The sequence below is a fragment of the Mitsuokella apri genome (assembly GCF_047974105.1).
Taxonomy (GTDB): Bacteria; Bacillota; Negativicutes; order Selenomonadales; family Selenomonadaceae; genus Mitsuokella.
On sequence record NZ_JBHYRS010000005.1, the window covers coordinates 194,962 to 214,658 of the forward strand.

Consider the following 19,697-nt stretch of genomic DNA (forward strand, 5'->3'; position numbering starts at 1 on the left):
ATGGCAGATTTGAAAACATTCTCCCGGATCCCCATGCGTACCTGGCGCTGGCTCGGCGTCAATGAGAGCAGGATTCCGGCTGATATCGATGAAAATATAAAGACGCAGAAGCTGCTTGTCGAAGCAGGCAGGCAGGACGAAGTCGTCCTGACGCAGCGCGAGGGCGGCCAGTACGAACTGCAGGTGCATCTTGAGGATGGCGCGAAGCTTCATCTCGTCAATGCCCAGCTCGTGCCGGCTGACAAGCTCTATACCTGCCGCGTCAAGGTTTTTGTCGGCAAGGGAGCAGAATTTTCCTATACCGTAGTCGAAGCCGGTGCAAAGCAGACGGCGACGGAGCTCTATGTCGACCTCGCCGGCGATGACTCGAAGGCCGATGTCTGGGGACTGTATTTCGGTGATGGCAAGAGCCTTATCGACCTCAACTACGTCATCCGCCAGGGCGGCAAACGCACGGACGCCAATATGCAGGTTCGCGGCGCGCTGCTCGGCGAGAGCGAGAAGATTTTCCGCGGCACACTCGACTTCCTCGAAGGTGCCAAGGGTTCGGTCGGACGTGAGAACGAGGAAGTCGTACTGCTCTCTCCCAATGTCCGCAACCGCAGCGTGCCAATCATGCTTTCGCATGAAGACGATGTCGATGGCCATCATGCCGTTTCCGTCGGCAAGATGGATGAAAATAAACTCTTTTATCTCATGAGCCGCGGCCTTGACCTAACAGAAGCACAGCGTCTCGTCGTCGAGGCTTCCTTCAATCCGGTGCTCGACCGCATCCCGGATGAAGAGCTCAAGGGAGAAATTGATACGTATTTGCAGAGGAGACTTTCGAATGGCTGATGCACAGGAATTTTTGAAGGATTTCCCGCTCCTCAAAATGAAGATGAACGGGAAACAGATTGCTTATCTCGATAATGGCGCGACGACGCAGAAGCCGGAACAGATTATCCAGTCCATCTGCGGATATTACGGCGGCTGCAACGCCAATCCGCACCGCGGTGCGTATGCACTTTCCGTCAAAGCTACGGAAATCTACGAGAATGCGCGCGTGCGTACGGCAAAATTCATCAATGCTGCGCGCCCCGCTGAAATCATCTTCACGAAGAATGCGACGGAAGCCCTGAATCTCGTGGCTTACAGTTATGGCCTGCACAACGTCAAGGCCGGCGATGAAATCGTCATCACGATTTCCGAGCATCACAGCAACCTCGTGCCGTGGCAGTTTGTCGCCAAGTCGACGGGTGCGGTGCTCAAGTATATTTACCTCGAGAAGGATGGCAATCTTTCGGATGAGGATATCGAGACGAAAATCACGGAAAAGACGAAAATCGTCGCCGTGACACAGGTCTCAAACGTACTCGGCCTCAAGAATGATGTCAAGAAAATCGTCAAGAAGGCTCACAGCGTCGGCGCGGTTGCCGTTGTCGACGGCTCGCAGAGCGTCGCACACATGAAAGTCGATGTCCGCGATATCGACTGCGATTTCTTCGCCTTCTCCGGTCATAAGATGCTTTCGCCGATGGGCATTGGCGTGCTCTACGGCAAATACGACATCCTCGATGCCATGCCTCCGTTCCTGCGCGGCGGTGACATGATCGAGTACGTCGAAGAGCAGAATACGACGTATGCCGAGCTGCCGGCGAAATTCGAAGCTGGCACGCAGAATGTCGGCGGTGCTGCCGGTCTGACGGCTGCCATCGATTACCTCGAGAACATCACGTTTGACCGCATCGAGGCCATTGAGAAAGACCTCGTGGACTACGCCCTGCCGCAGCTGCGCGAGCTGCCGTACATTGAACTTTATGGCTGCGATACGACGCGCGACAACAAGACGGGCATCATTGCCTTCAACGTCAAGGACGTTCATCCGCATGATGTCGCGAGCATCCTTGACAGCTACGGTGTGGCCATTCGTGCCGGCCATCACTGCGCACAGCCTCTGCACCGCTATTTGGGGCAGAATGCCAGCTGCCGTGCAAGTTTCTACCTTTATAATACGCGCGAGGACATCGACCGCTGGATTGACGCCCTCAAGAAGGTAAGGGGGGTCCTTGGCTATGGCGCTTGAAGATATTTACACGGAGCTCATCGGCGAACACAGCCGCAATCCGGAGAACAAGCATCATCTCGACCATGCCACGTGTGCCCTTAAGGGCCATAACCCGAGCTGCGGCGATGAAATCACACTCGAACTGCAGATTGAAGACGGCATTGTCAAAGATGCATCGTTCACGGGCGTCGGCTGCGCCATCTCGCAGGCTTCGACGGATATCATGATTGACCTGATCCGCGGCCAGAAAGTCGAGAAGGCCAAGGAACTCGCGGAGAAATTCATCGGCATGATCAAGCGTGAAATCACGGATGAAGATGAACTCGAAGAGCTCGATGAAGCACTGGCTCTCAAGAATGTCTCGAATATGCCGGCCCGCGTTAAATGTGCGGTACTCGCCTGGCATACGCTTGACGATGCTCTTGAAAAAGAAGAGCAGGCGAAAAAATAAGATTTTATCCACAGAAATCTGGGGATATCCATGGAAAAGCTGTGGATATCCCCTGTGCTTTGTGGATAAGCTGTGAATAAACAGGGTGCATCACAAGGAAAGGAAGAGCATCATGGCAGTAAAAGAAGTTTCCCCGTTTGAATTCAATGAAAGTCCGTTCAAGGTCATCGGCAAGGAGTGGCTGCTCGTCACAGGCGAGTACGATGGCAAGTCCAATGCGATGACGGCTTCGTGGGGCGGCCTCGGCATCATGTGGGGCAAACCGGTGGCATTCATCTTCATCCGTCCGACGCGTTACACAAAGGAGTTCGTCGATAAGGCAGAAGGCCTGACGCTTTCGGTTTTTACCGAGGATTACCGTAAGATGATGAATTACTTCGGCACGGTCTCGGGCCGCGATGAGGATAAAATCAAGAAAGCCGGCCTGACCATGGAGCACGATAACGGCCGCACCTACTTCGACGAAGCGCGCGTGACAATGCTCTGCCGCAAACTCTACGCCCAGCCTCTCGCTTCGGAATTTTTCATTGACAAGAGCTGCGATGAAAAATGGTACAAGAACGATTACCATACGATGTACGTCGTGGAGATCGAAAAGCTCCTCGTCAAGGAATGAGCGCGGGCGAAAAGGGGCCGTCCTGCAGCCCGCTCGCCGGTCAATCCGCACCAGCGGCCTCAATCCTGCGCTGCAGCAGCCTGACGATGGGCATGGATGACGCGGAAATTGCAGAACTCTTAGCTTCGAGTCAGGTTCGGCGCCACAAATTTTCGGCAGGAGAGATTGTCTTCTACGATGGCGACCTGCCGCATTCTTTATACATCCTGCTGCGCGGTGAAGTTCACATCCTCAAGGATACCTTCTCGGGCCGCCGTATCTTTATCTCGGAAATCAATGAACCGGGCGATATGTTCGGCGAGGTTTACGAAGTGCTCAAACAGCCCTACGATATTTACGTAGAAGCTGCGAAAGATACAGAGCTTCTGGAAATCGACAGCCGCTTCTTTTCGCTGGGCGGGAAGAAGGAAAAACTTTCCCGCAGTGCGCTGCTCGTGGAACGGAACCTCATGCGCATTTTTGCGCGCAAGGCGTATTTCATGCATGGGCGCATCAAGGTGCTTGCCAGCGGCAGCCTGCGTGAAAAAGTCGTGCGCTTCCTGTTTCAGAACATGGATGAAAGCGGACAGATTGAGCTGACGGCAAGCCGTGAATATCTCGCGGCCTACCTCGCGGTCACGCGTCCGTCGCTTTCGCGCGAGCTTTCGGCCATGCAGAAGGACGGCCTGCTCGAGGTCTCGGGCAAACGCATTCGCGTGCTCGATATGAAGCGTTTCGAAGAATATCTTTAACTGGAATATATGATTTCTGCCGCAAAGTGCTTTTCTTTTTGAAAGGCACTTTTCTTTTGTTGTGTATTAAATGACATGATTCTCTATGATTTTTATCCTAGGAAAGATGGTCATTCAATGATATAATAGAAGGGTTTGCGAACGGATTTATGCTGCTTATCATGAAGCAGCAGTGTATCAATCATGTATATGGAGGTCTTGCTTTGTTAGCTACGCGTGAATATCAGGATATTGAAGAGAAGGTGATGCAGGGGAAGCGCCTCACGAGAGAGGACGGCATCCGCCTGTTTCACTGTCATGACCTTGCCTGGCTGGGCGCTCTTGCCGACCATGTACGTAAGGAAAAATGCGGCGATATCGTCTATTACAACGTCAACTGCCATGTCAATCTGACGAATATCTGCACGTCGCACTGCAAATTCTGTGCCTTTGGCCGCGATGAGGATGAAAAAGGTGCCTATGCGATGACGAAGGCGCAGGCCATCGCGGTGGTCGAGGATGCCATGAAGGACCCAAATCTTGCCGGACTGCACGTCGTCTCGGGACTTCATCCGACCTGGTCGTTCGAGGATTATCTCGGCATTGTCGAAGCCCTGCACAAAAAATTCCCGAAGCTTTATATGAAGGGCTTCACGGGTGTGGAAATCACGCATTTTGCGGAGATTTCCGGCCTTTCTGTCGAAGAGGTGCTGCGCCAGCTGCGCGACCGCGGCGGCCTGCAGGCCATTGCGGGCGGCGGCGCAGAGATTTTGTCGGACCGCGTGCGCGGGGAGCTCTGTCCCAATAAGGCCACGGCGGATGAATGGCTGAGTGTCGCACGCACGGCGCATAAACTCGGCATCAAATCAAATGCTTCGATGCTCTACGGCCATATCGAGACGCTCGAAGAGCGTGTGGACCATCTGCTGCGCCTGCGCGAGCTGCAGGATGAGACAGGCGGTTTCCAGACGTTCATCTGCTTCCCGTTCCTGCCGAAACATACGGAACTCGGCAAATATATCAAGCAGACGAGCATGTGGGATGATCTGCGCACGATGGCGATTTCCCGCCTCATGCTCGACAATTTTAAAAACATCAAGGCGTACTGGGTCATGCTGACCGTACCTGTGGCGCAGGTAGCCCTTGGTTTTGGCGCCAATGATATCGACGGCACCATCCACAAGGAAACCATTCTGCACGATGCCGGTGCCAAGAGTCCGACGGCCCTGAGTGAGGACAGCATTATCCGCATCATCAAGGAAGCCGGCCGAATTCCGGCAGCCTGTGACTGCAATTTTAATATCCTGCGCATCATTGAATGAGAGAGGCATATAATATGAAGCAAATTGAAACGGCAAGGGCGAAAGCCGCAGCCGGAGAGCGGCTGACATTTGCCGATGCCATGGCACTTTATGAGGACAATGACCTGCTTTTTCTGGCCGACTGCGCGCGGAAAGCCAAGGAGAAAAAGAGCGGCCATCAGGTTTTTTACACGGTCAACCGTCATATCAACCTGACGAACATCTGCAGCTCCAATTGTCCGCTCTGCGCTTTTCAGGTCGAAGAAGGCGATGCGCGCGGCTTTGTCTACGAGCATGACGATATCGAAAAAATTCTTGAGAAGGCAAAGCAGGTCAGGGATTTGTCGGAAATCCACATCGTTTCGGCACTTCATCCGGATAAACCGTTTTCGTATTATGTGGAGGTCGTGCGTCAGGTAAAAGCTGCCCTGCCAAAGGCCGATGTCAAGGCCTTTACGCCTGTCGAGATTGTCAATTTCTCGAAAATGACGGGTAAGAGCATCCGCGAAGTCTTGGAAATCCTGAAGGAAGCGGGTCTTGACAGCCTGCCGGGCGGCGGCGCGGAGATTTTATCCGACCGCGTCCGCAAAATCATCTGCCCGAAAAAGGCGACGGCGGCCGAATGGATTGAGACGATGAAAACGGCACACGGGCTCGGTATCCGCACGAATGCTTCCATTATGTACGGCCATGTCGAGACGATCGAGGAACGTCTGCAGCATCTTTTTACCATCCGCGATATTCAGGATGAGACGGGCGGCTTTCAGGCTTTCATGCTGTTTCCGTTCCATCCCGCCCATACAAAGCTCGGCGAAGAATACCATCTGCAGCGCGTCGGGGCTTGGGAAGACATGAAGATGATGGCACTTTCCCGCCTGATTCTCGACAATATCGACCACGTCAAGGCGTTCTGGATTATGCTGACGATGCCCGTCGCGCAGCTCGCGCTGGGCTTTGGCGCCGATGACCTCGACGGCACGATTGGCGAGGAAAAAATCATCCATGCGGCCGGCGCCAAGACGAAGACGGGCATCACACGTGCGCAGCTTGAAAAAATCATCCGCGAGGCCGGCTATGAGCCCGTTGAACGCGATACATTCTACCAGCCAATTCGGCCAATTCAGGGAGAGAGGGAGGAATGAAGATGCGGCTGACAGAAAAAGAGGGCACGGAGCTCTTAGAGCATGGTGACCTCATCACTTTGGGACGTGAGGCGGATAAGATTCGGCAGCAGCGCTTTGGCAATACGGTCACGTTCATCATCGACCGCAATATCAATTACACGAATGTCTGTGTCAACGAATGCCGCTTCTGCGCCTTTTTTAGGAGACAGGGCAGCAAAGACGCGTATCTTCTCTCGCATGAAGAGATTCTCGAGAAGGTTCGCGAGACGGTAGAAGCCGGCGGCACACAGGTCATGATACAGGGCGGCCTCTATCCGGAACTCGGCCTTGCCTATTATGAAAAAATGCTGCGGCTCATCAAGGAGCACTTCCCTTCTATTACCATTCATTCGTTTACGGCGACGGAAATCCAGCATTTTGCGCGCGAGGCGGGGCTCTCGATTCTCGATACCTTGAAACGCCTGCAGGAGGCCGGTCTTGACAGCCTGCCGGGCGGCGGCGCGGAAATCCTCGTCGATGAGGTGCGCAAAAAAGTCAGCCCGAAAAAAATCATGACGGACGACTGGCTGCACGTCATGGAATGCGCGCATTCCATCGGCATGGAGAGCACGGCGACGATGGTCATCGGCTTTGGCGAGACGATGGCACAGCGCATTGAGCACATGGAAAAGATTCGCCGTCTGCAGGATAAGACGGGAGGCTTCCGCGCGTTCATTACCTGGACGTTCCAGCCAAGCCATACGGAACTCGGCGGCGAAAAGACATCGAGCTGGGATTATATGCGGACATTGGCACTTTCGCGCCTCTATATGGACAATATCGCGCATATTCAGGGCTCGTGGGTCACGCAGGGTGAACGCATCGGCCAGCTGACACTGGGCTTTGGCGCTGACGATGCCGGCAGCATCATGCTCGAGGAAAATGTCGTGCGGGCGGCCGGTACGCTTTACGACATGTCGACGAAAAAAATGGTCGGACTCATCAAGGGGGCAGGCCGCGAGGCCGCGCAGCGCGATACGGAGTACCGCATTATCCGCCGCTTCTGACAGCTTGTGATATTTGTACTATTTGTACTATAGGAGGGAAACCTTATGGCAATAGAAGGAGAAAGACAGGATATCCCTAAGGCAGATTACGCCGTAGTCGGCGGCTCGGGCACGCTTTCGAGCAATTTTCCCGCCAATCTGCCCGATGAGGATGTCAAAATCCTTGCTGATAATCTCTACTTTGAAACGCCGTATGGCAAAAGTCCGGCCTTTCGGCTTTTCTGCGTCGGTGAAAAACGCGTGCTGACCGTGCGCATGCATGGCTGGCGTTCCGGCGTGACGCGTGCCGATGCTTCACGTCAGGTTTTTTGGACGTTCCGCGAAGCCGGCGTCAAGCGCATCATCTCCGAGGGCGGTGTCGGCACGGTCAACAAACTCCTCGACTTGCGCGATTTCATCATTCCCGATGATTATCTCGACCTTTCCGTCCGCAAGGACGTCATGCTCGATGGCCGCTATCTTTTAATCATGCGTCAGGCGCTCTGCCCTGAGATGCGTGAAGCTTTGATTCGTGCGACGAAAAAACGCTTTACGGGACGCGTCTTTACGCGCGGCACCTACGCCGTGACGGACGGCCGCCATTTCGAGAGCCCTGCTGAAGTCGCGATGATGAACGGCCATGCGGATATCGTCGGCCAGAGCATCGCGCCGGAAGTCTATCTCGCGCGCGAAATCGGCGCCTGCTATGCAGGGCTTTATTTTACCGTTAATTACGGCGAGGGCATCCGCGAGAAATGGTCGCATAAGGATATGGCCGATATCTTCTACGACGATGCGCCGATGATTGGCGAAATCATTTTAGAGACGATCCGCGAGATCGATGCCGATGACCGCCGCTGTGAATGCCTCTCCCTGCGCAAGGAAACGCTGCTGAAGGATGTATATAATGAAGTTTCCTCAAAAGGCTGATTAAGGCGGATTTTTGAGAACAGTTTACATCCGTATCATAAGTTAAAAACAATGAGCTGTGCATAACTCTGTATTTTTTCGAGAGATATGCACAGCTCATTGTCGTTTTGTGGATAGTTCTGTGGATAAGTCAGTGTTCTGAGGACGCTGTATAGAGTGCCTGAATAAACTTCTTGGTGTTGATATGCACTTTGGATATCTGCGGTTTCTCATTTTGCTGAATGGTTCGCATGATACTGCAGACTTCCGCGTAATCGAAGTAAAACGGTGCGTATTCTTCAAATTTAGGATTCGTGTAATCGACGACGCCCATGGAAGCCGTGCTGACCATGGCTTGAAAAACGGCGCGGCGCAGTCGCTGCTCAATGGTCTTGGCCTCTTTTTGGATATTTTCGGCAGCGTGTTCTTTGGCAATGGCCGTGAAAATGGTCTTGAGGGAGGGAATGGTGCTGCTGTTATTATGTGCCTGCAGATAGTCGATGATTTCGATGAGGTCATCGTAGCCCGTTGTGCCGGCAACGCCGAGCTCTTTCAGAAGCGCCGCAGCCTTTTCCCGCGGCGTGACCTGCTTTTGCACGGGCACGGCAGCGACCGGATTCAGGGTTGTCTGCAGGGTGCTCTGCAGGGTATGGGCAAAGCGTTCGAGACGGATGTGCTCTTCGGCAGAATGCAGGACACTGATGATTTCATTGCGGTTGAGGGGTTTGGTGATGTAAGCGTAAACGCCGCTTTCATACGCCTTGCCGATGAGGTCCTTGCTGACAACCTGAGAGAGCATGATGATCTTGCCGGGAAAGTCGTGGAATTTGCGTACGGAATCGATGCCGTCGCAGTCAGGCATGAGCATATCGATGATCAAGAGGTCGATATGGCGGGCAATGAGTTCTGTCGCCGTGAGGTTGGCTGCACTGGGCAGGGAGGCGACAACCGTGCCGAGTTCGTAGTCTTCAATGATATCCTGCAGCATATCGCGGATGGCTTCATCGTCATCGATGAGCATGATGTTCATGATATCGGTCCTTTCTTTGGCGGTGTTGGCGGTGTGGGAGCGACGGCAGCAGCCTGTGCTTTCTTTTGTGCAGAAGTGATACGGGCAAGCGGCAGATGGATGTGGAACGTAACCATGTCTTTGCCATCCGAGGCCGCCGTGATGCCGCCGCCGAGATATTCTGCAAGTGCTTTGATATAAGTAAGGCCGACGCCGCTTGACGCGCGTCCGTCACTGTCGTATTTTGTCGTATACCCCGGGCGGAAAATCTGCGGGAGACGGCGCAGCGGGATGGAACTGCCGGTATTTGTTACTTCAAAGTGAAGTTCCGTGCCAATCCGTTTCATGTTTATGGCAATCCTGCCCTTGTCATGAATGGCTTCAATGGCATTCGCCGTAAGGTTGTTGAGGATGGAAAGCATAGTGTAGGCGTGAAGTTCAGGCAGATTGACCGAAAGCGTCGTTTCAAAAAGGATATTCTTGTCGAGACGGCGGGCATATTTTTTTTGAGCACTGATGATGAGGTGGCAGAGTTCGGCCGGTGTCATGTAATCATTGAGCTTATGCGTGTTGGTTTGATTGGTGAGCTCACTGAGTCCCGCATAGATGCGCTGGTTGTCCTTTTTGATATCGTGAACTTCTCCGGCAACGCGCAGGGCTTCCTGTGTGATATGCGGCAAATCTTCCATATTATGAAGGCTGCGCAGGTCTTCATAAACGCCGTAGCAGTCATGCGTTGCCATTTCTGCTTTATGCAGGGTCTGTTCCAGTTCAAATACCTCTTCATAGATGTTGGCAATCATCATGGTCAGACGGTTTTTCTCGTGGGACTCGTGTGCCAGATGAATCTCCGTGAGATAAAGCTGAGAAAGAAAGAAGAAGCTCAGGATAAAGAAGCAGCGCAAAAAGGCAATAACGGTAAGCCGCGTCAGCACGGACCAGGTGATGACGGCTGCGTGCGTGCCGAGAAAAACATCCATGGAATAAAGTTCCGCAATGCTGGCAAGGACCTCGGCAAGGATGGCCCAAATGGCAATCTTCATAGCCTGGGTGGTGATGGGGGCGTGGTTGAGCTTCAGCGTGGAAAAGCAGATTGCGTAAGTAAAATAGTAGAAAAATGTCGGGATATGATTGTAGACGGCCACGGAAAACGGCATGCCGCCAAAAGTATCGATCACTGCGCGGAACAGCACGACGACGATGCCGACGTTCAGTCCTGAAACGGCCATTGGCACATTGCGCAGCCACAGCAGGAAGAGCAGAAACATCGGCGAGCCAAAGCTGACGCGGAACGTACTGAATTCATTGCCGAATGGATGAATGCGCGGCTCGCCGGCAAGCGGCACGATGATCAGCATACAGATGAAAATAAAGAGTTCCCGGTGTTTACTGAGCATAAGCATCTCCTTACGTGAGCGGACAAAGCGGATACTGGCATGAAAATATGAAATCGCATCGATTGCTTATCATCGACAGCCATGTATGTTTTTTAGTGTATCATACAGCGATTTTGCCTGACAATAGTATCGTTTATGGAAATAATAGATGAAAGGCATTAAAAACAACAATATTATTATAGCATAAAGACTGTGATGGATGTTACAAGTTGTCAGTAAAAAAAAACTATTCCTTCGAATCTGTAGGATTTTGTCGTTTTTCCTAGTCGGTCATGTATATTTAATACAGTAATAAAAAGATAAGTCATATTAATGACACGGGAGGGTATCATATGTCAAAGGAAACTAGTAGTGGAAAGCTGCTTCGCGGCCTCATCTGTGTGGCCATCGGCGCAGTCATCTGGTTCATACCGGCTCCGGCTGGTGTGGGCCCGCAGGCCTGGGGCCTGCTTGCCGTATTCGTGGCAACGATTGCCGGTTTTATCCTGCAGCCGCTGCCGCTCGGTGCCATCGCGTTGATTGCCTGCGCACTTCTGCCGGTACTTGGCGTCATGAAAGCCGGTCAGGCACTTGAGGGCTTCTCGAACGGCACCATCTGGCTGATCGTCTCGGCCTTCATGTTTGCTACAGGCTTTATCAAAACAGGCCTTGGCAAACGCATCGCGTTCATGCTGCTCTCACGCTTCGGCAAGAGCTCACTGAGTGTCGCTTACGTCATGAGTGCGGCAGATTTCATCATCGCTCCGTTCACACCGTCCAATACGGCCCGCGGCGGCGGCATCATTTACCCGATTGTCAACAGTATCACGAGAGCGCTTGGCTGTGAGAAAAATGGCAAAAACAAGCGTACCGGTGCTTTCCTGATGTACAGCGCATATGCCGCAGTCATCACGTCGGCCTGCATTTTCCTGACAGGTGCATCGAACAACGTTCTCGCCAATACGCTGACAGAGCAGACTTTTGGGCAGTCCCTGAGCTGGGGATCCTGGTTCATGGCGAGCATCATCCCGGGCCTTATCCTCACGGTCGTGACGCCGTATCTTCTTTATAAACTCATCAAGCCGGAACTCACCAATACGCCGGAAACCTTAAATCTTGCCAAACAGGAACTCAGCAAGATGGGTGCCATGACGGGCAAGGAAAAGATCCTCTGCGTCATCTTCATTTGCTGCCTGCTCCTCTGGGCAACGGGCAGTATCCATCATATTGATTCGGCGATCGTCGCACTGCTCGGCCTCTCGGCCATGCTGGTTACGCACTGCATCGAGTGGAGCGATGTAACGAAGCAGAACGGTGCCTGGGATGTCCTCGTATGGATGGGCGTTCTCGTCAACATGGCCGCCTATCTTTCGAAATTTGGTTTCATGAAATGGTTTGCAGCTACGATGGCTGCAGCCTGCGCTGGCATGTCCTGGATGACGATGCTCATCGTCCTCTGCGTTGTTTATACCTTCGCACATTATCTGCTCGCCAGCAACAGTGCCCATATCGCAGCGATGTTCATCGCCTTCATGACAATCCTCGTTGCTGCCGGTGCTCCGGTCATCCCGACCGCTATCATCCTCGCAATCCTCTGCAACAGCGCATCGTTCCTGACGCATTACGGCTGCGGCGTTACGCCAATCTTCTTTGGCGCAGGCTTTATGGAGCAGGGTGAATGGTGGAAGATCGGCTTCATCATCACGGTCATGCATCTGATTGTCTGGATGTGCATCGGCCTGCCGTGGATGACAGTCATCGGTTTGTTCTAAGATTTGTTTTGTGACAGTAAGGAAGAGAGCAGAGAGCATCTGCTCCTTCTGAACTGTTTTGTACCTTTTGTAAAATTGCCGCTGGTTCAATGGCAAATGAGAATCTGTAACTTTGTATACAAAAAAAGACAAATTTTACAAAATGTACTTGATTGTATTCTGTATACATGATACAATGTAGTCAACAAAGCGAGGGGATGAAAACCTCCGAGCTTTTACAAAAATAACAACAACGCTTACAACGCAAAGATTTCATTTCAAGCTCCGCCTGAAGAAACAGGCGGAAAAAGAAAGGAACGTGGCAAACATGAGAAAAGAACATGATTTCATTGGTGAACTCGAGGTACCAGACGAGGTTTATTACGGTGTTCAGACGATGCGTGCCATCGATAACTTCCATATCACGGATCAGGTAATCGATTCGGATTTCGTACAGTGCATTGCCCGCGTCAAGAAAGCAGCTGCTATGGCCAACATGGCAACGGGTCGTCTCGATAAGAAAATCGGTGATGCACTGATCGAGGCCGCAGATGAAATCATCGCAGGCAAATTCCTCGATCAGTTCCCGGTTGACCCGATTCAGGGCGGCGCTGGTACGTCCATCAACATGAACATGAACGAGGTTCTCTGCAACCGTGCTCTGGAGATCATCGGTCAGCCGAAAGGCCGCTACGATATCATTTCCCCGAACAACCATGCCAACATGGCACAGTCCACGAACGATTCGTTCCCGACGAGCATCAAGGTCTGCCTGAGCCATAAAGGCAAGAAACTCACGGCTGCGCTTGACCGCCTCGCTACGGAGCTCGAAAAGAAATCTGAGGAATATAAAGATATCCTCAAGATGGGCCGCACGCATCTGCAGGATGCTGTTCCTATTACGCTCGGTCAGGAAATGGGCATGTATGCATCGGCTGTACGCCGCGGCATCAAACGCATCAACCATGCCATCGATGGCCTGCATGTCATCAATATGGGCGGTACGGCAGTAGGCACGGGCCTCAATGCAGAGCCGGCTTACATCAAGAAAGTAGCAGAGACGCTCAGCGAAGTAACGGGCGAGAAATACGTTACGGCTGACAACATGATTGATGCAACGAACAACACGGATGGCTTCTCCGATATGTCGAGCGCTATGAAGACGACGGCTCTGGTCCTCATCAAGATGGCCAACGATTTCCGTCTCATGGCTTCGGGCCCGCGCTGCGGCCTCAACGAACTCAAGCTGCCGAAACGTCAGCCGGGTTCTTCCATCATGCCGGGCAAAGTCAATCCGGTTATCGCCGAAGTCCTCGATCAGTCCTGCTATCAGGTTATCGGCAACGACATCGCCGTTACGATGGCTGTTGAGAACGGTCAGTTCGAACTTAACGTTATGGAGCCGGTCATGGCCTTCAATATGTTCAACTCGATGAAGTACATGACGAATGCAGTCAATACGTTTGTTGATAAGCTCCTCATCGGTCTCGAGCCGAACAGAGAGCAGTGCCAGGAATGGCTCGACAAGAGCGTCGGTGTTGTCACGGCTCTGCTGCCGCATATCGGTTATGAGAATTCCGCTATGCTCGCCAAAGAAGCTTACAACACGGGCAAACCAATCCGTCAGGTCATCATGGAGAAAGGCCTTCTTTCCAAAGAAAAGATGGAGCACATCCTCTCTCCGCGTCAGATGACGACGCCGGGCATTGCTGAATAAGAAGTCAGTTCTGGATACCCCATAATAGAATAGAGTCCCCCTTAGATGAAGAAACTCCTGCACGGCTCATGCAGGAGTTTCTTTCTGCCTGACAATCGGATGGATAAATGAGCGAGTGAAAACGTAAGATTTGTTACGCCGTTTGGCAGGCAGCTGTGATATGATAAGAGTAGTTAATTTTGCTGTATTATATCAGGGAGGTAGTATCATGAAAGGTTACGTAGATAAGTCTGCCTGCATTGGCTGCGGTATGTGCACGGATGTGGCACCGGATGCTTTCCGCATCGGTGACGATGGCCTGGCTGAGGGCTATCAGGAGATTCCGGAAGGCAGTGTGGACGACGCAAAGGAAGCCGCTGCCGACTGCCCTGTTGGTGCCATCCAGGTCAAATAAAAAGCAGTTCTGTCAAAAGCAGCCGCCCCATGGCGGTTGTTTTTTTTGCGTGGATTTCCTATAATAAAAAATATAATAAATCAGCAGGAAACGAGAGGGCAGATGATATGGGGGAGATCAACGAAGAGGCCGTACAGGCCATGAGAGCCTTTTTGGAAGCATTGGGCCTGGACCTCAGAAAATGCAGTATGGAACAAACTCCGGCAAGGGTGGCAGGCATGTATGCCAGCTTATTTGACGGTGTCGGCAAAAATCCGGATACTGTCTGGGGCGAACGTTTTGCTTCCGATACCAAGGGGATTGTGGCCATCCGCCATATTCCCTTCTATTCGATATGTGAGCATCATCTGCTGCCGTTCTTTGGTGAAATCAATCTTGCGTATCTGCCGCATGATGGGCAGGTCGCGGGATTCAGTAAATTTGTCAAGGTTGTCGAGTGTCTGTCCCATCGTCCGCAGCTGCAGGAAAGATTGACCGCGCAGCTGGCAGAAGCCATACAGCGCGGCTTGTCTGCGGATGGCGTATTAGTGGTGGTAGAAGCCCAGCAGCTTTGCATGACTATGCGTGAAAAAGGTGCTGAGGGCACAAGGACCATGACGTCAGAATGTCTGGGGATTTTTCAGGAGGATGCGTCACTTTGTCAGCAGGCATGGATGTTATTGGGAGGCAGACGGAAATGACCGCAAAACGTAAATATGTATTTCAGGACGGCAAGGAATTGGAACTGGGCAGGCGCACGCTCGTCATGGGCGTGCTCAATGTGACGCCGGATTCTTTTTCAGATGGCGGTAAGTGGAATACGCATGATAAGGCCCTGCGCCATATGGAAGAGATGGTGCGCGATGGTGCGGATATCATCGATATTGGTGCAGAATCGAGCCGTCCGGGGTTTAAGACTATGCCGGCTGAGCAGGAAATTGAAAGACTGATGCCCTTTTTGGAGTCCGTGCTCAAAGAATGTCCTGTCCCTGTATCTGTCGATACGTTCAAGGCAGAGACAGCCCGTGAAGCGGCCAAAGCAGGCTGCCATATGCTCAATGATATCTGGGGCCTGCAGTATAAGGAAGAGCCGGGCAGGATGGCAAAGGCTGCCGCAGAATCCGGCCTGCCCATCATTGTCATGCATAATCAGGATGGCAAGACGTATGAAAGGGACATCATCGAGACAATGAAGGATTTTTTCCGCCGGACCATTGCGATAGCGGACAAGGCCGGCGTGCTGCGTGACAATTTGATTATCGATCCCGGCATCGGCTTTGGCAAAACGCCGGAGGGCAATCTCACGGTACTGCGCCGTCAGCAGGAACTCCTGAATATTGATGGTACGGAATATCCGCTGCTTTTAGGTACAAGCCGCAAGAGCTTTATAGGCGCAGCTCTGGGCCTGCCGGTAGAAGAACGTATGGAAGCGACTGGAGCAACCTGTGTCGTCGGCATTATGAAAGGGGCTGGCATCGTGCGCGTCCACGATGTTAAGCCGATTGCGCGCATGTGCCGTATGACAGACGCAATCCTGCAGGCTGATTGAGCAGGATGGAATCAAAATTCAAAGGTTATGAGTGAGGGGCATATGGATCGTATTACATTGGAACATATGGAGTTTTATGGCTATCATGGCTGTCTGCCGGAAGAACGGCAGCAGGGACAGAAGTTTTTTGTCGATGCTGTACTGTATCTTGATTTAAAAGAAGCAGGCTGTCATGATGATCTCAGCAAGACGGTCAATTATGCGGAGGTTTTTACGAAAATCCGCAGTATCGTAGAGGGAGAGCCGGTCTGCCTGATCGAAACCGTAGCGGAGCGTCTGGCGGCCATGATTTTAAAGGAATACGCCCGTATCCTGAAAGTGGAGATAACCGTCCATAAGCCATCTGCACCCATCCCCGGGAATTTCCGCGATGTGTCGGTCTGTATTGTAAGGGAGCAAGGGCAGAATTGAAAGCAAGAATATGCTATCTGAGCCTTGGGGCGAATCTTGGCAAACGGGGAGAGACGCTCCGGGAGGCTCTGCGCCGTCTGGCTGTCCTGCCGGAGACAAAGCTCGTGGCCATTTCACCCTTTTATGAAACGGCGCCGTGGGGAAAACTTGATCAACCGGCCTTCCTCAATGCAGCGGCTGCGGTCGAAACGCAGTTAGAACCCCTGGTGCTTTTGAGAAGCTGCCAGCAAATTGAGCAGGAATTGGGACGCGTCCGTCATGAGCATTGGGGGGCACGCACGATTGACATTGACCTGCTGCATATCCCTGGCGTGAAGATGGTGCAGCCGGAACTGACACTGCCGCATCCCTATCTCGTGCAGCGGGCCTTTGTCCTGCGTCCTCTCGCTGATATTGCCGGTGATATGTCTATAGAAGGCCGTTCTGTGCGGGAATGGTGTCGATTGACGGCAGAGCAGCAGGTTTCTGTATCTGCGGAACTGGCGGACCCCTGGCCCCTTCGCCTCATCGCCTGCCTTGATGCCAAGGGCGGACTTGGCTATAGAGGAGATTTACTAGTCCGGCTGCCTGAGGATATGAAGCATTTTCGTGAACTCACCATAGGACAGGCGGTCATCATGGGGCGCAGAACTATGGAGTCCCTGCCGGGCGGCTGTCCTCTGCCAGACCGCGTCAATATTGTCTTGTCAAAAACACTGCGGTCTCTTGACGGCACAGGATTCGTCCTTTGCCGCAGCCTGCCTGAGCTTTGGCAGGAACTGGGGCGCCTGCAGCAGGAGAGGGCGGGACGAAGTTATTATTGTATTGGCGGCGCAGAAATCTATAGGACGCTGCTGCCTTATGCATACGAAGCCGATATTACCCGGCTGCAGCAGACGTATCAGGCAGACTGTTTTTTCCCGGAACTCACAGATTTTGAGCTCGTGGCACGCAGAAAAAGACAGGGATATGCCTTTGAGCGCTACGAGGCCAAAAGACGCACATTATTTGATAGAAAGAAGTTGTTGGCTCATGGAAATCTTTCATAATGACTGGGCGGAGCTTCTGAATCCGGAGCTCAAGAAGCCGTACTACCGGAAATTGAGGCAGTTTCTGATCAATGAATACCGCACGCATCATGTTTATCCCGATATGTACTCGATTTTCAATGCCCTTCATTATACAAGTTATGCGGATACAAAAGTCGTGATTCTCGGACAGGATCCCTATCACGGCCCGGGACAGGCTCATGGCCTTTCTTTTTCCGTGCTGCCGGGCGTGCAGCCGCCGCCATCACTTCTGAATATCTTCAAAGAACTGCAGACAGACCTTGGCTGCAAAGTCCCGAATAATGGCTGTTTAAAGCCCTGGGCGGATCAGGGCGTTCTGCTCTTAAACACGGTGCTGACGGTTCGGGAACACCAGGCGAATTCTCATCATGGTCAGGGCTGGGAGATTTTCACGGACCGCATCATCGAGCTGCTGAATGAACGGGAGAAGCCCATGGCCTTCATTCTCTGGGGAACGCCGGCAAGGCGCAAGAAAGCGATGATTACGAATCCGCATCATTATATTGTGGAGTCACCGCATCCGAGCCCTCTGTCGGCATCGAGGGGCTTCTTTGGCAGCCGGCCTTTTTCTCGGGTCAATGATTTTTTGAGACGTACAGGGCAGGAACCCATCAACTGGCAGCTGCCTGATATTTGATTTTGCAGGGAAAGTTTCCTGCGCTGGAGGGAATACTGTGGGAGCAAAGGTAACCATTAAAGACGTGGCGGAACTGGCAGGCGTATCGAAGAGTACCGTTTCACGTTACTTGAATCATGGCTATATCAGCGTTGAAAAACAGAAAAAAGTCCGCGAGGCGATAGAAGCCACGGGCTTTAAGTCGAATTTTTTTGCCAAACGCCTTAAAACGCAGGAAAGCAAGCTCATAGGCATCGTGCTGCCGCGCATGGATTCTGTGACCGTGGGCAAGCTCTTGTCTGGCATCAACCGCATCCTTGACCCGGCAGGATATCAGGGACTTTTGCTGGTCAGTCACCTTTCCCAGGAAAAAGAAATCGAGAATATCGAGAATCTTCAGCAGCAGGGCGTAGATGGCATTCTGGTGGACTCTGTCGGCCTGACTCCGCGTCATATTGAGATGGCTAAGAATACGCCGGTCCCGATTATTTATACGGGACAATGGGATGAAGCGGTTCCGAGCATCAAGATTGATGACTGGAGTGCCGGACGCATGATGGGGGCGTATTTGCGTCAGATGGGGCACCTGCATGCGGTTTTTGCAGGTGTTACCTCTACGGATAAGGCGGTTGGCGTAGACCGGAAGCAGGGGTTCATAGCGGCTTTCTGCGAAGGCCGTCCGGAAGCCAGGGTCGATTTTGTGGAGACGGGCTTTGATTTTTTGTCCGCTTATAATAAAAGCGAAGAAATCCTGCAGCTGGCCCCGACGGTCGTGGTCGGTGCCACGGATAATATCAGTCTGGGTGTCCTGCGCTATCTGCATGAACGCGGCATCAAAGTTCCCGAGGAAATTTCTGTGGTGGGATTTGGCGGCTATGACGTCGGTGCTGTTGTCTATCCGGCATTGACAACAGTCGCCTTCGATTACGAACTGCTTGGTATGAAAGCGGCGCAGTATCTGTTGGATCTCCTATCCGGAGAGAACGTTGAAGAAAATCTGACACTGCCATTATTCTTTGTTGAACGTGAAAGTGTACGGAATCTTATGGAGGATAATGAAAAAAAGGAGCCGGCCTCTTATCGGGGAATGGCATAATAAAAAGGCTTTACATCGTTTTTGATGCAAAGCCTTTTTGTTTCGTTTGCGGCTGATACTTACTTTTTGGTAAATGTGATATGAGCTCCAACGGAAAGCACTGGCCGTGCCGGTCCCTTGACGATAATCTGGCCTGGCATGGAGCCTGTGGCATTAAAGATGATTGTGCAGTGGCCTTCCTCGCGGATGTTATCGTTGGCAGCATCGCCGACTTTTTCAACCGTATACTTGACACCGCCCATGAGCAGCTTGTCGCCCTTCTTGATATCCTCTTCGAGTTTGCCAGGTGTATGCTCGATGACCATATCGGAAAGATTCGGGCGAATGCCCTCGTCGAGCAGAATAGCACTGCTGTTGTTTTCGAGAAACGTACGTGCGAGATTGCCGATTGCCGTGATCGATACGTCGTATTTGATTTCCATACTTTTTCCTCCCAAATGCATATAACGACACATATTGCAATTTTAAATATGCTATCTATATTATACAGCACTTTACAACTTTTGAAGCAAAATAAAATCGCATAGCCTCCCTCGCGATGTATAATAAAGTCGCTAAACCAAAACA

The 19,697-nt window shown here is 52.2% G+C and carries 21 protein-coding genes; 18 read left to right on the forward strand and 3 right to left on the reverse strand.

The annotated features are described in order from the left end of the window. The 9 genes from ACE419_RS08415 to ACE419_RS08455 all read left to right on the forward strand — a co-directional run bounded on the left by ACE419_RS08415 (position 1) and on the right by ACE419_RS08455 (position 8,204). Positions 1-837: a SufD family Fe-S cluster assembly protein gene (locus ACE419_RS08415; RefSeq protein ID WP_435721694.1), complete on the forward strand. Its 837-nt coding sequence runs from the start codon at positions 1-3 to the stop codon at positions 835-837. Further along, entirely contained in the window at positions 830-2,065 is a 1,236-nt protein-coding gene (locus ACE419_RS08420; protein WP_435721695.1) for a cysteine desulfurase, read from the forward strand. Before ACE419_RS08415 ends, ACE419_RS08420 begins: the two co-directional genes overlap by 8 nt. Next, positions 2,055-2,498, forward strand: a complete 444-nt coding sequence (sufU, locus tag ACE419_RS08425) for a Fe-S cluster assembly sulfur transfer protein SufU (protein WP_432646475.1) — start codon at positions 2,055-2,057, stop codon at positions 2,496-2,498. The genes ACE419_RS08420 and sufU overlap by 11 nt, the downstream gene beginning before the upstream one ends. A gap of 112 nt (positions 2,499-2,610) precedes the next feature. Then, positions 2,611-3,114, forward strand: a complete 504-nt coding sequence (locus tag ACE419_RS08430) for a flavin reductase family protein (RefSeq protein ID WP_432646476.1) — start codon at positions 2,611-2,613, stop codon at positions 3,112-3,114. Continuing rightward, positions 3,111-3,845 carry a Crp/Fnr family transcriptional regulator gene (locus ACE419_RS08435; protein WP_435721696.1) on the forward strand — a complete coding sequence of 245 codons (735 nt, stop codon included), beginning with the start codon at positions 3,111-3,113 and terminating at the stop codon, positions 3,843-3,845. The genes ACE419_RS08430 and ACE419_RS08435 overlap by 4 nt, the downstream gene beginning before the upstream one ends. A 161-nt stretch (positions 3,846-4,006) precedes the next feature. Next, positions 4,007-5,146, forward strand: coding sequence for an aminofutalosine synthase MqnE (gene mqnE / locus ACE419_RS08440; protein ID WP_435721706.1), 1,140 nt, complete (start codon positions 4,007-4,009; stop codon positions 5,144-5,146). A 14-nt stretch (positions 5,147-5,160) separates the two neighbouring features. Next, positions 5,161-6,267 (forward strand): radical SAM protein, encoded by a 1,107-nt coding sequence (locus ACE419_RS08445; RefSeq protein WP_432646479.1) that lies wholly within the window; start codon positions 5,161-5,163, stop codon positions 6,265-6,267. 2 nt (positions 6,268-6,269) lie between these two features. Then, entirely contained in the window at positions 6,270-7,295 is a 1,026-nt protein-coding gene (mqnC, locus tag ACE419_RS08450; protein WP_432646480.1) for a cyclic dehypoxanthinyl futalosine synthase, read from the forward strand. A 45-nt stretch (positions 7,296-7,340) separates the two neighbouring features. Beyond that, positions 7,341-8,204 (forward strand): MTAP family purine nucleoside phosphorylase, encoded by an 864-nt coding sequence (locus ACE419_RS08455; RefSeq protein ID WP_432646481.1) that lies wholly within the window; start codon positions 7,341-7,343, stop codon positions 8,202-8,204. 130 nt (positions 8,205-8,334) lie between these two features. On the opposite strand, the gene ACE419_RS08460 is transcribed toward ACE419_RS08455, so the two are convergent. Next, entirely contained in the window at positions 8,335-9,213 is an 879-nt protein-coding gene (locus tag ACE419_RS08460) for a response regulator (RefSeq protein WP_432646482.1), read from the reverse strand. Further along, complete coding sequence (locus tag ACE419_RS08465; protein WP_435721697.1) at positions 9,210-10,589, reverse strand: ATP-binding protein; 1,380 nt, start codon at positions 10,587-10,589, stop codon at positions 9,210-9,212. Before ACE419_RS08465 ends, ACE419_RS08460 begins: the two co-directional genes overlap by 4 nt. A 332-nt stretch (positions 10,590-10,921) precedes the next feature. On the opposite strand from ACE419_RS08465, the gene ACE419_RS08470 reads away from it, so the two are divergent. From ACE419_RS08470 to ACE419_RS08510, 9 genes are all read left to right on the forward strand, one after another. Continuing rightward, a complete protein-coding gene (locus tag ACE419_RS08470; protein ID WP_432646484.1) occupies positions 10,922-12,340 on the forward strand; it encodes a DASS family sodium-coupled anion symporter in 1,419 nt (472 codons plus the stop codon). 307 nt (positions 12,341-12,647) lie between these two features. After that, positions 12,648-14,036, forward strand: a complete 1,389-nt coding sequence (locus ACE419_RS08475) for an aspartate ammonia-lyase (RefSeq protein ID WP_435721698.1) — start codon at positions 12,648-12,650, stop codon at positions 14,034-14,036. A 208-nt stretch (positions 14,037-14,244) separates the two neighbouring features. Then, entirely contained in the window at positions 14,245-14,430 is a 186-nt protein-coding gene (locus ACE419_RS08480; RefSeq protein ID WP_295633109.1) for a ferredoxin, read from the forward strand. Positions 14,431-14,537: 107 nt separating this feature from the next. Next, positions 14,538-15,110 (forward strand): GTP cyclohydrolase I, encoded by a 573-nt coding sequence (gene folE / locus ACE419_RS08485; protein WP_435721699.1) that lies wholly within the window; start codon positions 14,538-14,540, stop codon positions 15,108-15,110. Beyond that, complete coding sequence (folP, locus tag ACE419_RS08490; protein WP_435721700.1) at positions 15,107-15,958, forward strand: dihydropteroate synthase; 852 nt, start codon at positions 15,107-15,109, stop codon at positions 15,956-15,958. Before folE ends, folP begins: the two co-directional genes overlap by 4 nt. Before the next feature lie 42 nt (positions 15,959-16,000). After that, on the forward strand, positions 16,001-16,369 hold the full coding sequence (folB, locus tag ACE419_RS08495; protein ID WP_435721701.1) for a dihydroneopterin aldolase: 369 nt from the start codon (positions 16,001-16,003) through the stop codon (positions 16,367-16,369). Then, positions 16,366-17,397, forward strand: a complete 1,032-nt coding sequence (gene folK / locus ACE419_RS08500; protein WP_432646489.1) for a 2-amino-4-hydroxy-6-hydroxymethyldihydropteridine diphosphokinase — start codon at positions 16,366-16,368, stop codon at positions 17,395-17,397. Before folB ends, folK begins: the two co-directional genes overlap by 4 nt. Continuing rightward, entirely contained in the window at positions 17,381-18,055 is a 675-nt protein-coding gene (locus tag ACE419_RS08505) for a uracil-DNA glycosylase (protein ID WP_432646490.1), read from the forward strand. Before folK ends, ACE419_RS08505 begins: the two co-directional genes overlap by 17 nt. Before the next feature lie 37 nt (positions 18,056-18,092). Next, positions 18,093-19,130 carry a LacI family DNA-binding transcriptional regulator gene (locus tag ACE419_RS08510; protein ID WP_435721702.1) on the forward strand — a complete coding sequence of 346 codons (1,038 nt, stop codon included), beginning with the start codon at positions 18,093-18,095 and terminating at the stop codon, positions 19,128-19,130. Positions 19,131-19,189: 59 nt separating this feature from the next. Here the strand turns inward: ACE419_RS08510 and ACE419_RS08515 are convergent, their stop codons facing one another. Continuing rightward, a complete protein-coding gene (locus ACE419_RS08515; protein WP_432646492.1) occupies positions 19,190-19,552 on the reverse strand; it encodes a PTS glucitol/sorbitol transporter subunit IIA in 363 nt (120 codons plus the stop codon). Positions 19,553-19,697: the final 145 nt, after the last annotated feature.

Excerpts from the sequence above, each read along its gene's own strand:
- ACE419_RS08420 (WP_435721695.1), top strand. The coding sequence starts at position 830 with ATGGCTGATGCACAGGAATTTTTGAAGGATTTCCCGCTCCTCAAAATG.
- mqnC (WP_432646480.1), top strand. The coding sequence starts at position 6,270 with ATGCGGCTGACAGAAAAAGAGGGCACGGAGCTCTTAGAGCATGGTGAC.
- mqnE (WP_435721706.1), top strand. The coding sequence starts at position 4,007 with ATGAAGCAGCAGTGTATCAATCATGTATATGGAGGTCTTGCTTTGTTA.
- ACE419_RS08470 (WP_432646484.1), top strand. The coding sequence starts at position 10,922 with ATGTCAAAGGAAACTAGTAGTGGAAAGCTGCTTCGCGGCCTCATCTGT.
- ACE419_RS08415 (WP_435721694.1), top strand. The coding sequence starts at position 1 with ATGGCAGATTTGAAAACATTCTCCCGGATCCCCATGCGTACCTGGCGC.
- ACE419_RS08515 (WP_432646492.1), bottom strand. The coding sequence starts at position 19,552 with ATGGAAATCAAATACGACGTATCGATCACGGCAATCGGCAATCTCGCA.
- sufU (WP_432646475.1), top strand. The coding sequence starts at position 2,055 with ATGGCGCTTGAAGATATTTACACGGAGCTCATCGGCGAACACAGCCGC.
- ACE419_RS08480 (WP_295633109.1), top strand. The coding sequence starts at position 14,245 with ATGAAAGGTTACGTAGATAAGTCTGCCTGCATTGGCTGCGGTATGTGC.
- ACE419_RS08460 (WP_432646482.1), bottom strand. The coding sequence starts at position 9,213 with ATGAACATCATGCTCATCGATGACGATGAAGCCATCCGCGATATGCTG.
- folB (WP_435721701.1), top strand. The coding sequence starts at position 16,001 with ATGGATCGTATTACATTGGAACATATGGAGTTTTATGGCTATCATGGC.
- ACE419_RS08455 (WP_432646481.1), top strand. The coding sequence starts at position 7,341 with ATGGCAATAGAAGGAGAAAGACAGGATATCCCTAAGGCAGATTACGCC.
- ACE419_RS08475 (WP_435721698.1), top strand. The coding sequence starts at position 12,648 with ATGAGAAAAGAACATGATTTCATTGGTGAACTCGAGGTACCAGACGAG.
- folE (WP_435721699.1), top strand. The coding sequence starts at position 14,538 with ATGGGGGAGATCAACGAAGAGGCCGTACAGGCCATGAGAGCCTTTTTG.
- ACE419_RS08435 (WP_435721696.1), top strand. The coding sequence starts at position 3,111 with ATGAGCGCGGGCGAAAAGGGGCCGTCCTGCAGCCCGCTCGCCGGTCAA.
- folP (WP_435721700.1), top strand. The coding sequence starts at position 15,107 with ATGACCGCAAAACGTAAATATGTATTTCAGGACGGCAAGGAATTGGAA.
- ACE419_RS08445 (WP_432646479.1), top strand. The coding sequence starts at position 5,161 with ATGAAGCAAATTGAAACGGCAAGGGCGAAAGCCGCAGCCGGAGAGCGG.
- ACE419_RS08465 (WP_435721697.1), bottom strand. The coding sequence starts at position 10,589 with ATGCTCAGTAAACACCGGGAACTCTTTATTTTCATCTGTATGCTGATC.
- ACE419_RS08505 (WP_432646490.1), top strand. The coding sequence starts at position 17,381 with ATGGAAATCTTTCATAATGACTGGGCGGAGCTTCTGAATCCGGAGCTC.
- ACE419_RS08430 (WP_432646476.1), top strand. The coding sequence starts at position 2,611 with ATGGCAGTAAAAGAAGTTTCCCCGTTTGAATTCAATGAAAGTCCGTTC.